Annotated in this window: 8 protein-coding genes and 3 rRNA genes; all 11 read left to right on the top strand. The window is 64.9% G+C overall.

Features of this window, described 5'->3' with window-relative positions:
- The first annotated feature begins 170 nt into the window (after nucleotides 1-170).
- The 11 genes from DEJ08_RS15515 to pyrG all read left to right on the top strand — a co-directional run bounded on the left by DEJ08_RS15515 (nucleotide 171) and on the right by pyrG (nucleotide 14,170).
- Nucleotides 171-1,692, top strand: a 16S ribosomal RNA gene (locus DEJ08_RS15515).
- Between the two features lie 433 nt (nucleotides 1,693-2,125).
- Nucleotides 2,126-5,253: ribosomal RNA gene (locus DEJ08_RS15510) — 23S ribosomal RNA — on the top strand.
- A gap of 152 nt (nucleotides 5,254-5,405) precedes the next feature.
- Nucleotides 5,406-5,522, top strand: a 5S ribosomal RNA gene (gene rrf, locus DEJ08_RS15505).
- Together the 16S, 23S and 5S rRNA genes form the textbook arrangement of a ribosomal RNA operon.
- A gap of 370 nt (nucleotides 5,523-5,892) precedes the next feature.
- The gene (locus tag DEJ08_RS15500; protein ID WP_111055217.1) at nucleotides 5,893-6,828 is read left to right on the top strand and encodes a hypothetical protein; all 936 of its coding nucleotides are present in this window, start codon (nucleotides 5,893-5,895) and stop codon (nucleotides 6,826-6,828) included.
- The gene (locus DEJ08_RS15495) at nucleotides 6,819-7,670 is read left to right on the top strand and encodes a tetratricopeptide repeat protein (protein ID WP_111055216.1); all 852 of its coding nucleotides are present in this window, start codon (nucleotides 6,819-6,821) and stop codon (nucleotides 7,668-7,670) included. Before DEJ08_RS15500 ends, DEJ08_RS15495 begins: the two co-directional genes overlap by 10 nt.
- A 13-nt stretch (nucleotides 7,671-7,683) precedes the next feature.
- Nucleotides 7,684-8,673: an HAD-IIA family hydrolase gene (locus DEJ08_RS15490; protein WP_071405861.1), complete on the top strand. Its 990-nt coding sequence runs from the start codon at nucleotides 7,684-7,686 to the stop codon at nucleotides 8,671-8,673.
- 10 nt (nucleotides 8,674-8,683) lie between these two features.
- Nucleotides 8,684-8,851, top strand: coding sequence for a hypothetical protein (locus tag DEJ08_RS15485; protein ID WP_164941184.1), 168 nt, complete (start codon nucleotides 8,684-8,686; stop codon nucleotides 8,849-8,851).
- The gene (locus tag DEJ08_RS15480) at nucleotides 8,844-9,677 is read left to right on the top strand and encodes a TlyA family RNA methyltransferase (RefSeq protein WP_111055215.1); all 834 of its coding nucleotides are present in this window, start codon (nucleotides 8,844-8,846) and stop codon (nucleotides 9,675-9,677) included. The genes DEJ08_RS15485 and DEJ08_RS15480 overlap by 8 nt, the downstream gene beginning before the upstream one ends.
- Complete coding sequence (locus tag DEJ08_RS15475) at nucleotides 9,674-10,597, top strand: NAD kinase (RefSeq protein ID WP_071245131.1); 924 nt, start codon at nucleotides 9,674-9,676, stop codon at nucleotides 10,595-10,597. Before DEJ08_RS15480 ends, DEJ08_RS15475 begins: the two co-directional genes overlap by 4 nt.
- Before the next feature lie 36 nt (nucleotides 10,598-10,633).
- Nucleotides 10,634-12,328 (top strand): DNA repair protein RecN, encoded by a 1,695-nt coding sequence (gene recN / locus DEJ08_RS15470; protein ID WP_111055214.1) that lies wholly within the window; start codon nucleotides 10,634-10,636, stop codon nucleotides 12,326-12,328.
- Nucleotides 12,329-12,454: 126 nt separating this feature from the next.
- Nucleotides 12,455-14,170 (top strand): CTP synthase, encoded by a 1,716-nt coding sequence (pyrG, locus tag DEJ08_RS15465; protein ID WP_111055213.1) that lies wholly within the window; start codon nucleotides 12,455-12,457, stop codon nucleotides 14,168-14,170.
- Nucleotides 14,171-14,213: the final 43 nt, after the last annotated feature.

The raw sequence follows: 14,213 nt of genomic DNA, 5'->3' as shown, positions 1-14,213 counted from the left end.
GAACTCAACAGCGTGCACATTGTCAATGCCAATTTATTGATTGACCTCGTGCCTGGTCGGCTTGCTGACCAGGTCATGAAGCAATTCCTTTTGGATTGAAGATTGTCAGTAGACAGTCAACAGTCAGAATCAACTCGGTCTGATGCCTTCGGGTGTTGGGTCTGTATTTTTTTACGGAGAGTTTGATCCTGGCTCAGGACGAACGCTGGCGGCGTGCTTAACACATGCAAGTCGAACGATGATGCCCAGCTTGCTGGGTGGATTAGTGGCGAACGGGTGAGTAACACGTGAGTAACCTGCCCCTGACTCTGGGATAAGCGTTGGAAACGACGTCTAATACTGGATATGATCACTGGCCGCATGGTCTGGTGGTGGAAAGATTTTTTGGTTGGGGATGGACTCGCGGCCTATCAGCTTGTTGGTGAGGTAATGGCTCACCAAGGCGACGACGGGTAGCCGGCCTGAGAGGGTGACCGGCCACACTGGGACTGAGACACGGCCCAGACTCCTACGGGAGGCAGCAGTGGGGAATATTGCACAATGGGCGAAAGCCTGATGCAGCAACGCCGCGTGAGGGATGACGGCCTTCGGGTTGTAAACCTCTTTTAGTAGGGAAGAAGCGAAAGTGACGGTACCTGCAGAAAAAGCACCGGCTAACTACGTGCCAGCAGCCGCGGTAATACGTAGGGTGCAAGCGTTGTCCGGAATTATTGGGCGTAAAGAGCTCGTAGGCGGTTTGTCGCGTCTGCTGTGAAATCCCGAGGCTCAACCTCGGGCTTGCAGTGGGTACGGGCAGACTAGAGTGCGGTAGGGGAGATTGGAATTCCTGGTGTAGCGGTGGAATGCGCAGATATCAGGAGGAACACCGATGGCGAAGGCAGATCTCTGGGCCGTAACTGACGCTGAGGAGCGAAAGCATGGGGAGCGAACAGGATTAGATACCCTGGTAGTCCATGCCGTAAACGTTGGGCGCTAGATGTAGGGACCTTTCCACGGTTTCTGTGTCGTAGCTAACGCATTAAGCGCCCCGCCTGGGGAGTACGGCCGCAAGGCTAAAACTCAAAGGAATTGACGGGGGCCCGCACAAGCGGCGGAGCATGCGGATTAATTCGATGCAACGCGAAGAACCTTACCAAGGCTTGACATACACCGGAAACGGCCAGAGATGGTCGCCCCCTTGTGGTCGGTGTACAGGTGGTGCATGGTTGTCGTCAGCTCGTGTCGTGAGATGTTGGGTTAAGTCCCGCAACGAGCGCAACCCTCGTTCTATGTTGCCAGCGGGTTATGCCGGGGACTCATAGGAGACTGCCGGGGTCAACTCGGAGGAAGGTGGGGATGACGTCAAATCATCATGCCCCTTATGTCTTGGGCTTCACGCATGCTACAATGGCCGGTACAAAGGGCTGCGATACCGTAAGGTGGAGCGAATCCCAAAAAGCCGGTCTCAGTTCGGATTGAGGTCTGCAACTCGACCTCATGAAGTCGGAGTCGCTAGTAATCGCAGATCAGCAACGCTGCGGTGAATACGTTCCCGGGCCTTGTACACACCGCCCGTCAAGTCATGAAAGTCGGTAACACCCGAAGCCGGTGGCCTAACCCTTGTGGAAGGAGCCGTCGAAGGTGGGATCGGTGATTAGGACTAAGTCGTAACAAGGTAGCCGTACCGGAAGGTGCGGCTGGATCACCTCCTTTCTAAGGAGCATCTGGTCAGTGCTGGTCGCCCATTAGGGGTGGTTGGTTGCTGGTCCAGGCGCCTGTTTCGGACCGAACGTGTCCGACGGGTAGCTCATGGGTGGAACATTGACAGTGCAGTTGGGAGTGATGCCTCCGACCTCAGTACGCTCTGCTTGCAGGGTTGGGACGGGTCGTGGGTGGAGCTGCTGGCTGGTGCACGTTGTTGGGTCCTGAGGGACCAGGCTTCCTGCTGTCACGTGAGTGGTGGTGGGGGTTGGGCCTACGGGTCCTTCGTCGGGCCAGGGTGAACCTACCGTTGTGGTGGGGGAGTGCTGGTGCCGATCGTATGTTGAGAACTACACAGTGGACGCGAGCATCTTTGATTCGCGTCATCCATGATCAGCCTTCGGGCTGCTGATTGGTGACGTTGGATCGCAATTTTAATCTTTGTGGTCAAGTTTCTAAGAGCAAACGGTGGATGCCTTGGCATCTGGAGCCGATGAAGGACGTAGAAATCTGCGATAAGCCTCGGGGAGCTGATAATCGAGCCTCGATCCGAGGATTTCCGAATGGGGAAACCCCGCCAGGCGTTTTGCGACCTGGTGACTCCCGCCTGAATATATAGGGCGGGTAGAGGGAACGTGGGGAAGTGAAACATCTCAGTACCCACAGGAAGAGAAAACAACATGTGATTCCGTGAGTAGTGGCGAGCGAAAGCGGATGAGGCTAAACCGATCATGTGTGATAGCCGGCGGGCGTTGCATGGTCGGGGTTGTGGGACACGTCACTCAGTTCTGCCGGACTGGGACGGTTACAGCGCATCATAGTCGAACCGGTTTGAAAGCCGGGCCGTAGTGGGTGCCAGCCCCGTAGACGAAATGGTGTTATGGCCGGATGTGTATCCCAAGTAGCACGGGGCCCGAGAAATCCCGTGTGAATCTGTCAGGACCACCTGATAAGCCTAAATACTCCCAGATGACCGATAGCGGACAAGTACCGTGAGGGAAAGGTGAAAAGTACCCCGGGAGGGGAGTGAAATAGTACCTGAAACCGTTTGCTTACAAACCGTCGGAGCCTCCTTAGTAGGGGTGACGGCGTGCCTTTTGAAGAATGAGCCTGCGAGTTAGTGATATGTGGCGAGGTTAACCCGTGAGGGGCAGCCGTAGCGAAAGCGAGTCTGAATAGGGCGTTTGAGTCGCATGTTCTAGACCCGAAGCGAAGTGATCTATCCATGGCCAGGTTGAAGCGACGGTAAGACGTCGTGGAGGACCGAACCCACTTCAGTTGAAAATGGAGGGGATGAGCTGTGGATAGGGGTGAAAGGCCAATCAAACTTCGTGATAGCTGGTTCTCTCCGAAATGCATTTAGGTGCAGCGTTGCGTGTTTCTCGCCGGAGGTAGAGCTACTGGATGGCCGATGGGCCTCAACAGGTTACTGACGTCAGCCAAACTCCGAATGCCGGTGAGTGAGAGCGCAGCAGTGAGACGGTGGGGGATAAGCTTCATCGTCGAGAGGGAAACAACCCAGACTACCAACTAAGGTCCCTAAGCGTGTGCTAAGTGGGAAAGGATGTGGAGTTGCACAGACAACCAGGAGGTTGGCTTAGAAGCAGCCACCCTTGAAAGAGTGCGTAATAGCTCACTGGTCAAGTGATTCCGCGCCGACAATGTAACGGGGCTCAAGCACACCACCGAAGTTGTAGATTTCGCACTATAGACAAGCCTTCGTGGTTCAGTCGTGCGGAGTGGTAGGAGAGCGTCGTGTGGCGAGTGAAGCGGCGGAGTGATCCAGCCGTGGACGCTACACGAGTGAGAATGCAGGCATGAGTAGCGAAAGACGGGTGAGAAACCCGTCCTCCGAAAGACCAAGGGTTCCAGGGCCAGGTTAATCCGCCCTGGGTAAGTCGGGACCTAAGGCGAGGCCGACAGGCGTAGTCGATGGACAACGGGTTGATATTCCCGTACCGGCGAACAACCGCCCAAGCTAATCCAGTGGTGCTAAGAGTCCTAACCCGGTACATCCGGATCCCTTCGGGGTGATGGTGGCCGGTCTAACGCTCGACCCCATGCTGGTGCGGTTAGCGTATGAACAGGTGTGACGCAGGAAGGTAGCTGAGCCAGGCGATGGTATCCGTAAGGTGAACCTGGTGTAAGGATGTAGGGCTGACGATAGGCAAATCCGTCGTCTGTATGCCTGAGATCCGACGCGTACCCGTAAGGGGAAATCAGTGATCCTATGCTGCCGAGAAAAGCATCGACGCGAGGTTGCAGCCGCCCGTACCCGAAACCGACTCAGGTGGTCAGGTAGAGAATACCAAGGAGATCGAGAGAATCGTGGTTAAGGAACTCGGCAAAATGCCCCCGTAACTTCGGGAGAAGGGGGGCCGGACACGTGACCGGATTTACTCCGTGAGCGTTGAAGGCCGCAGAGACCAGTGGGAAGCGACTGTTTACTAAAAACACAGGTCCGTGCGAAGTCGCAAGACGATGTATACGGACTGACGCCTGCCCGGTGCTGGAAGGTTAAGAGGAAGGGTTAGCCTTTGGGCGAAGCTCTGAATTTAAGCCCCAGTAAACGGCGGTGGTAACTATAACCATCCTAAGGTAGCGAAATTCCTTGTCGGGTAAGTTCCGACCTGCACGAATGGCGTAACGACTTCCCAGCTGTCTCAACCGCGAACTCGGCGAAATTGCACTACGAGTAAAGATGCTCGTTACGCGCAGCAGGACGGAAAGACCCCGTGACCTTTACTACAGTTTGGTATTGGTGTTCGGAGTGGCTTGTGTAGGATAGGTGGGAGACTGTGAAGCGGGCACGCTAGTGTTCGTGGAGTCATTGTTGAAATACCACTCTGGTCACTTTGGATGTCTAACGTAGGACCCTGATCGGGTTCATGGACAGTGCCTGATGGGTAGTTTAACTGGGGCGGTTGCCTCCCAAAGAGTAACGGAGGCGCCCAAAGGTTCCCTCAACCTGGTTGGCAATCAGGTGGCGAGTGTAAGTGCACAAGGGAGCTTGACTGTGAGACTGACAGGTCGAGCAGGGACGAAAGTCGGGACTAGTGATCCGGCAGTGGCTTGTGGAAGCGCTGTCGCTCAACGGATAAAAGGTACCTCGGGGATAACAGGCTGATCTTGCCCAAGAGTCCATATCGACGGCATGGTTTGGCACCTCGATGTCGGCTCGTCGCATCCTGGGGCTGGAGTAGGTCCCAAGGGTTGGGCTGTTCGCCCATTAAAGCGGTACGCGAGCTGGGTTTAGAACGTCGTGAGACAGTTCGGTCCCTATCCGCTGCGCGCGTTGGAAATTTGAGAAGATCTATCCCTAGTACGAGAGGACCGGGATGGACGAACCTCTGGTGTGTCAGTTGTTCTGCCAAGGGCACCGCTGATTAGCTACGTTCGGACCGGATAACCGCTGAAAGCATCTAAGCGGGAAGCCGTCTTCGAGATGAGATTTCCATGCACCTTGAGTGTGAGAGGCTCCCAGCAGACTACTGGGTTGATAGGCCGGATGTGGAAGCGGGGACTAACGACCCGTGGAGCTGACCGGTACTAATAAGCCGAAGACTTGATAACACACTGATTTCCGTGCACTTGTTGCACGGGCTCGCGTCCACTTTGTGGTTCCCGACAGACGATCGGGAATCGAAACTGAATACACCGCTCTGCCCTCTTCACGGAGGGCAGCAGTCGGAACAGCTTTGAGACCAGATCATGGTCGAAGGTGTTCCGGTGGTCATAGCGAGAGGGAAACGCCCGGTCACATTCCGAACCCGGAAGCTAAGCCTCTCAGCGCCGATGGTACTGCAAGGGGGACCTTGTGGGAGAGTAGGACGCCGCCGGACTTAACGTATGAAAGATGTGGCCATCGGCCCTCCATCGAGAATTCGCAGGGGAAACCCTCGTTCTCGGTTGGGGCCGGTGGCTATTTCTGTTTCTGCCGCCGTTCGCTCGACGCCGGCTCTGGTTCGTGATGGACTGGAGGCCGACGTCGGGTGACCGACGCGGCACCCAACACAACGACACAGCGGACGAACGCCCGAGGCACTGCACCGGGCACGCGATGAGGAGCAACGGTGGCGAACGACGACGATCAGCGGCGGAACGACGGGGACCGCGGAGATCGACCCCGGCGGGACGGCGACCGGTTCCCGCGTCGCGACGGCGCTCCGCGTCGGGACGGCCAGAGCGATGGTCGTTGGTCGTCCGGTCCTCGTGAGTTCGAGCGCCGCGAAGGCGACCGTCTTGATCGTCCGCAGGGTGGAGACCGTCCGTTCCGTGACGGTGCACCGCGCCGGGACAGCGCTCCGCGTCGCGATGGGGATCGTCCGTTCCGGTCCGGCGACCGGAACGACCGTCCGTCGTGGCAGGGCGACCGTGGTGACTCCGGCCGGCCGCCGCGTGGCGATGGTCCGCGCGGTGCCGATCGTCCGCGACGCGATGGCGATCGTCCGTTCCGTGGTGGCTCCGACCGCCCGGCTCGTGACGGGGATCGTCCGTTCCGTGGCGGAGGTTCTGATCGTCCGCGTCGTGACGGTGACCGCCCGTTCCAGGGTGGTTCAGACCGTCCGCGTCGTGATGGCGATCGTCCGTACCGCGGTGGATCGTCCGATCGTCCCGCTCGTGATGGCGACCGTCCGTACCGTGGCGGGTCGTCGGACCGGCCGCGCCGTGACGGGGACCGACCCTTCCAGGGCGGTTCTGACCGTCCGCGTCGCGATGGCGACCGCCCGTACCGCGGGGGCTCCGACCGTCCCGCTCGTGACGGGGACCGCCCGTACCGCGGGGGCTCCGATCGTCCCGCTCGTGACGGGGACCGCCCGTACCGCGGGGGCTCCGATCGTCCCGCTCGTGACGGCGACCGTCCGTACCGTGGTGGTTCGTCCGACCGTCCGGCCCGTGGTGGTTCGTCCGACCGTCCGTTCCGCGGTGGTTCGTCGGACCGCCCGGCTCGCGACGGCGGTGAGGACCGTCGTCGTTTCGGTGACGGCAGCCGTCACGCCGGCGCCCGTTTCGGTGAGGCCGCGCGCGACGACTGGGAGGACCGCGACCCCTACGGCACCAAGTCGATCCGTCCGCGCCACGACGACCCGGAGATCCCCGAGGAGATCCAGGCGCGCGACCTCGACCCCGCGGCCCGGATGGAGTTGAAGACCCTCAGCAAGGACAACGCCGACTGGGTTGCGCGTCACCTCGTGGCCGCCGCGCTCTTCGTCGACGACGACCCCGAGACGGCCAACCAGCACGCCCTGAGTGCTGCTCGTCGTGCCGGTCGTGTCGGTGTCGTCCGCGAGACGGCCGCGATCACCGCGTACCGCCTCGGCGACTTCGCCACCGCGCTCCGGGAGCTCCGCACCTACCGTCGGATCTCAGGTCGCAACGACCAGCTGCCGATGATGGTGGACTGCGAGCGTGGCCTGGGCCGTCCGGAGCGGGCACTCGAGCTCGGTCGTTCGGTCGAGCGCTCGGCCCTCGAGACCCCGGTGCAGGTCGAGCTCGCGATCGCCATGTCCGGCGCTCGTCTCGACCTCGGGAATCCCACAGCCGCCCTCGGCGAGCTGGAGATTCCACAGCTCGACCCATCCACCGCCTACACGTGGTCCCCGGCGCTCTACAGTGCTTACGCGGCCACGCTCGAGGAGCTCGGTCGACAGGACGAGGCCGACGAGTGGTGGGCCCGTGTGGACCGCGCGGCAGCGGCCCTCGCCGAAATCGCGGACGACAACGCTTGGGAGACAGTTGATGTGGTCGAGGAAACGCTCGAAGTCGAAGAACACGGAGACGCCGGAGACGACGACGCCGATGACCTCGGCGCCGACGACGTCGCGACCGACGAACTCGACGGCGACGACGAATCCGCCGACGACCTCGCCGACGACCTCGATGACGAACCCGCCCTCGACGACCTCGACGACGACACCTCCGCAGCCGACGAGCCCGGCGAGATCGACGACGACAACCCCCGCGACGTCGACGGCTCCGCAGCCGGCTGAGCACTCGGCGGCCTTGACCGACGGCGTCGACGTGGTCCTCACCGACCTCGACGGCGTCGTCTACCGGGGCCGCAACGCCATCCCGCACGCGGTCGAAGCCCTGACCCGGGCATCGCTCACGGCGCGGGTCGGCTACATCACGAACAACGCATCGCGCCGGCCGATCGACGTCGCCGAGCACCTCGAGCGCTACGGGCTCGAGGTGTCCGAGGGCGACGTCGTCACCTCGTCACAGGCCGGCGTCCAGCTGCTCGCGACCCTGGTGCCGGCCGGAGCGACCGTCCTGGTCACCGGCGGGCTCGGGCTGTCCAGCATCGTCGAGGAAGCCGGGTTCACCGTCACCTCGAGTGCCGAGGACTCCCCGGCCGCCGTCATCCAGGGCTTCTCACCGGACCTCGGTTGGAAGGAACTGGCCGAGGCCTCCTTCGCCCTGGCCGACCCGGACGTGCCGTGGGTGGCCACGAACATGGACTGGTCGATCCCGGTCGAGCGGGGCATCGCGCCCGGCAACGGCACGCTCGTGTCCGCCGTGCACCAGGCGGTCGGCCGGATGCCCGTCGTCGCCGGCAAGCCCGAGCGGCCGATCTTCGACACGGCGGTCGAGCGCTTCGGCGGCGGTCGGACCCTGTTCATCGGGGACCGGTTGGACACCGACATCAAGGGCGCGAACGACGTCGGGATCCCGAGCGTGCTCGTGCTCACCGGCATCGACAAGGCGAAGCAGGTGCTCGCGGCCGACCAGCGCTCGCGTCCCACCTACGTGCTCGAAGACCTCCGAGGGCTGTCCCAGCCGTACCCGGAGACGGTGCGGCGCGAGGACGAGGACGGCACCCGGTACGTGACCGTCGGGACTGCGACGGTGGCGATGCGCGGGCACGTCGTCCGGGTGCTCGACGCCGGGACGGACATCGATCGGCTCCGTGCCGGCTCGGCGCTCATCTGGGAGTCCGGGTTGGCCATCTACGGCCTCGACGTGGACCCGCAGCTGTACGGCGGCGAGTAGCGTGTCGGACGTGCCGAACCCCGAGCAGCCGTCCGCCGAACCCGAGCAGCAGGACGCCTTCGCCGCGCGCACCGCCGAGGCCGAGGCCCTGCCGCTCGCCGAGCGCGCCGACGCCTTCTCCGCCCTGCACGACGAGCTGCGGACGCGGCTCGAGAGCGGCGGCTCCGCGAGTGCCTGAGCCGGACGGAGCCGTGCACGACGCGACCCCGGTCCGCCTCGACGCCCTCCTCGCTGCACGCGGGCTCGCACGGTCGCGCACCGTCGCCAGCAAGCTGATCCAGGACGGCCGGGTGCTCGTGGGCGGCCGTGCCGTCCTGAAACCGTCGACGCCGACCGCATCCGACGCGGACATCGAAGTCGACGCCGCGGACGAGTGGGTCTCGCGCGCGGCCCGGAAGCTCGTCGGTGCACTCGACGCGTTCGACGTCGACCCCGCCGACCGGGTCGTGCTCGACGTGGGCGCGAGCACCGGCGGGTTCACCCAGGTGCTGCTCGCACGCGGCGCGCGCCGTGTCATCGCGCTCGACGTGGGGCACGGACAGCTGCACCCCACCATCGCGCTCGATGAACGCGTCGCCGTGGTCGAGGGGACGAACGCGCGGAACCTCACGCGCGCCGACTACCTGGCGCTCGACGGCACCGCTGCCGAGACGAGCCTGGTGGTGGGGGACCTGTCCTTCATCTCGCTCCGACTCGTGCTGCCGGCACTGGCCGAAGCCGTCCCCGCGGACGAGTTCGTGCTCCTGGTGAAGCCCCAGTTCGAAGTTGGTCGTGGCGGTGTGCGCGAGGGCATCGTGCACGACGCCGGGCTCCGGAACGACGCGCTCATGAACGTGCTGTGGGTGGCGTGGGACCTGGGCCTCGGCACCAGTGGGCTCGCCGCGTCCCCGATCGTCGGGACACACGGCAACCACGAGTACCTGGCCCGCTTCCAGCGCGGTGTCGGGGGCAATCCGACAGAATGGAGAGTCCGGGCGACCGAACTCACGGAAGGGTCTTCATGAGTGACGAACGGCACATCCTGCTCGTGTCCCACACGGGTCGCCGTGACTCGATCGACGCTGCGGTCGAGGTCTGCGACCTCCTGCACGCAGCCGGTCTCACGCCCGTCATGCCCTTCGACGAGTACGCCGACATCCGTCGTGCCGAGGCGTCGGTCGGCAAGGTCGACATCCTCGGCGTCGACGTCCAGCCGAACCAGCTCGAGATCGTCATCGTGCTCGGTGGCGACGGCACGATCCTCCGCGCGGCGGAACTCGTGCGGAACACCGGCGCTCCGCTGATCGGGGTGAACCTCGGGCACGTCGGGTTCCTGGCCGAGAGCGAGCGTGACGGCCTGTCCGAGACCGTCGAGCGCGCGCTGTCCGGCGAGTACAACGTCGAGGAACGCGTCACCCTGCAGGTCGACGTGGTCGTCGGCAACCAGATCGTCTACTCGAGCTGGGCGCTGAACGAGGCCACGATCGAGAAGGCCTCGCGGGAGCGGATGCTCGAGGTCGTGACCGAGGTCGACGGCCGCCCGCTGTCGTCGTTCGGCTGCGACGGCGTGGTCGTGTCGACCCCGACCGGCTCCACGGCGTACTCGTTCTCCGGCGGTGGCCCCATCGTGTGGCCGGACGTCGACGCGCTGCTCATGGTGCCGCTGAGTGCCCACGCCCTGTTCGCCCGTCCGATCGTCGTCGGGCCGGACTGCACGCTCGCGATCGAGGTCCTGCGGCGCACGAGCGGCGTCGGTGTCCTCTGGTGCGACGGCCGACGGACCCACGACCTGCCCCCGGGCGCCCGAGTCGAGGTCCGACGTTCGCCCGACCCGGTGCGGGTCGCCCGACTCAAGGACGCTCCGTTCACCGACCGCCTGGTCGCGAAGTTCCAGCTGCCCGTCGCCGGGTGGCGCGGCCCCCAGAGCGACGAGGACGACCGATGAGCGCGGAGAACACCCGATGAGCACGGAGAACACCCGATGATCGAGGAGATCGCGATCCGCGACCTCGGTGTCATCGGTGAGACCACGCTCGAACTCGGGCCGGGCTTCACCGTCGTCACCGGGGAGACCGGTGCGGGCAAGACGATGATCGTCACCGCGCTCGGGCTGCTGCTCGGTGCGCGGGCCGATGCCGGTTCGGTGCGCCGCGGTGCGTCGAGCGCCGTCGTCGAAGGTCGCTGGCACGTCCCCGAGCAGGACGCCGTCGCCGAACGCGTCGAGGACGCCGGCGGCACCGTCGAGGACGGCGAACTCATCCTCACCCGCACGGTCTCCGCCGAGGGGCGCAGCCGTGCCACGGTGGGCGGTCGGAGTGCGCCCGTGGCGGTGCTCGGCGAGCTCGCCGACCAGCTCGTCACCGTGCACGGGCAGTCGGACCAGATCCGCCTCACCTCGGCCACGGCGCAGCGAGCTGCCCTCGACGGGTTCGGGGGAGCCTCGCTCGAGAAGGCCCTCGCCCGGTACGTCGCCGCGTACGACGCCTGGCAGCAGCACGCCGGTGACCTCGAGGTCCTGGTCCGCGACCGGGACGACCGTGTGGCCGAGGCCGAGCGGATCCGCGCGGCCTCCGACGAGATCGAGGCCGCCGACCCGCAGCCCGGCGAGGACGTCGAGCTGGCCGAACGCGCCGAACGGTTGGGCAACCTCGAGGAGCTGCGGTTGTCCGCTGCCCTGGCGCACGAGGCGTTGTCCAGCGAGTCCCTCGACGGCGTCTCCGACGTCGTCGGCCTGGTCGAGTCCGCACGCCGTGCCGTGGAGCGCGTCGCGTCGTCGGACAGTGCCCTGCAGCCGGTACTCGAGCAGCTCACGGAGCTCGGGATCCAGGCGGCCGAGGCCTCGGCGAGCATCTCGAGCTACCTCGGTTCCCTGGAACCCGAGGCCGGGCACGATCTCGAACTCATCAACGAACGCCGTGCCCTGCTGGCCGGCCTCACCCGCAAGTACGGCGAGACGGTGGACGACGTCATCGCCTACGGACAGCGCGCGAGCAACCGGCTGCTCGAGCTCGACGGCGACGACGACCGGATCGCGGCGTTGCAGCAGTCGGTCGAGCAGGACGAGCAGGCGCTCGAGTCCGCAGCCGCCGCGCTCACGACGGCGCGCACTAAGGCGGCCACCGACCTGGCGAAGCGCGTGACCGCTGAGCTGAAGACCCTCGCGATGGGTGGCGCGACCCTGGTGGTCGAGGTCACCGACGCCGGCGAGTACCGCCGACACGGCCGTGACCAGGTCACCATCCTGCTCCAGCCGCACTCCGGCACCGACCCCCGGCCGATCGGCAAGGGGGCGTCCGGCGGTGAGCTGTCGCGCGTGATGCTCGCGATCGAGGTCGTCATGGCCGGCAGCACCACGGTGCCGACGTTCGTCTTCGACGAGGTCGACGCCGGTGTCGGTGGGGCGGCGGCGATCGAGATCGGCCGACGGCTGGCGAAGCTCGCCGAGCGCACGCAGGTCATCGTCGTCACGCACCTGGCCCAGGTCGCGGCCTTCGCGAACAACCACCTCAACGTCGTGAAGGACGCCAGCGGGGCCGTCACGTCGTCGAGCGTGCGCCGGCTCGAGGGCGAGGACCGGTTGCAGGAGATGGCACGGTTGCTCTCCGGACTCGGCGACAGCGCCAGCGGGATCGAGCACGCCCGCGAGCTGCTCGACGTGGCCGGCCAGCGAGCCTGACGACCAAGCAGGCGGGTGCCGCCTGCCGACCCGGCCACGGCCCGAGGACCCGGCCACCCACCCGCGCAACGCCCACGGCGAACCGAGGTCGCGCCTCCCGGCAGTTCTGACGTACGATGGAATCCCGTGGCGGACACTCTCAGCGGCGGTACCAATTCTTCGAACTCGACCCCGAAGGTGACGAAGCAGATCTTCGTGACCGGCGGGGTCGTCTCGTCTCTCGGCAAGGGCCTGACGGCGGCCAGCCTCGGCAACCTGCTCACGGCTCGCGGCCTCAAGGTCGTCATGCAGAAGCTCGACCCGTACCTCAACGTGGACCCGGGCACCATGAACCCGTTCCAGCACGGCGAGGTCTTCGTGACCGACGACGGTGCGGAGACGGACCTCGACATCGGGCACTACGAGCGCTTCCTCGACATCAACCTGTCGCAGGCCGCGAACGTCACGACCGGTCAGGTGTACTCGACGGTGATCGCCAAGGAGCGTCGCGGCGAGTACCTCGGCGACACGGTGCAGGTCATCCCGCACATCACCGACGAGATCAAGCGCCGGATGCGCGAGCAGGCGCAGAACGACCCCCAGCCCGACGTCATCATCACCGAGGTCGGTGGCACCGTCGGCGACATCGAGTCGCAGCCGTTCATCGAGTCCGCCCGTCAGGTGCGGCACGAGCTCGGCCGCAAAAACGTGTTCTTCGTGCACGTCTCGCTGGTGCCGTTCATGAACGCCTCGGGTGAGCAGAAGACCAAGCCGACGCAGCACTCCGTCGCCGCGCTCCGGTCGATCGGCATCCAGCCCGACGCGCTCGTGCTGCGGTCGGACCGTCCGGTGTCGGAGTCGAACAAGCGCAAGATCGCGCTGATGTGCGACGTCGACGAGGACGCCGTGGTGAACGCCGTCGACGTCCCCTCGATCTACGACCTGCCGACGCTGCTGAACAACCAGGGCCTCGACCAGGTCATCGTGGAGGCGCTCAAGCTCGACGCCGGTCCGGTCGACTGGACCGCGTGGACCCCGGTGCTGAAGGCCGTGCACGAGCCGAAGAAGGCCGTCACGATCGCCCTGGTCGGCAAGTACATCGACCTGCCGGACGCCTACCTGTCCGTCACCGAGGCGCTGCGTGCCGGCGGTTTCGCGCACGACGCCAAGGTGACGCTGAAGTGGGTCGTGTCCGACGACTGCACCACGCCCGAGGGGGCGGCGAAGCAGCTCGGTGACGTCGACGGCATCTGCATCCCCGGTGGGTTCGGTGTGCGCGGCATCGAGGGCAAGCTCGGCGCGCTGAAGTTCGCGCGTGAGCAGGGCATCCCGACGCTCGGCCTGTGCCTCGGCCTGCAGTGCATGGTCATCGAGTACGCCCGCCACGAGGTCGGTCTGACCGACGCGTCGAGCACCGAGTTCGACCCGGAGACCTCCACCCCGGTCATCGCGACGATGGCGGAGCAGGTCGACATCATCGCCGGCGGCGACCTGGGTGGCACGATGCGCCTGGGCCTGTACCCGGCGTCGTTCACCGAGGGCTCGCTGGCGGCGGAGCTGTACGGAGCGCCCGAGGCCTCCGAGCGGCACCGTCACCGCTACGAGGTGAACAACAAGTACCGCGAGCAGATCGCGGACGCCGGCCTCGTCTTCTCGGGCACCTCGCCCGACGGCACGCTGGTGGAGTACGTCGAGCTCCCGCGCGACGTGCACCCGTTCTACATCGCCACGCAGGCGCACCCGGAGCTCCGCTCGCGTCCGACCGATGCGCACCCGCTGTTCGCGGGGCTCGTCGCGGCCGCGATCGAGCGCCACGAGGCGTCCAGCCTGTTCGACCCGCAGACCGAGGAGCAGGTCGCGTAAGCGCCGGTCTCCACGATCGGACGGGAGGCGCGGTGCCAGCTGG

Origin of the sequence: Curtobacterium sp. MCLR17_054 (genome assembly GCF_003234335.2) — a bacterium.
GTDB classification, from domain to species: Bacteria; Actinomycetota; Actinomycetes; order Actinomycetales; family Microbacteriaceae; genus Curtobacterium; species Curtobacterium flaccumfaciens.
The sequence above is the reverse complement of the archived record's forward strand: the minus strand, read 5'-3'. Positions and strand labels throughout refer to the sequence as shown.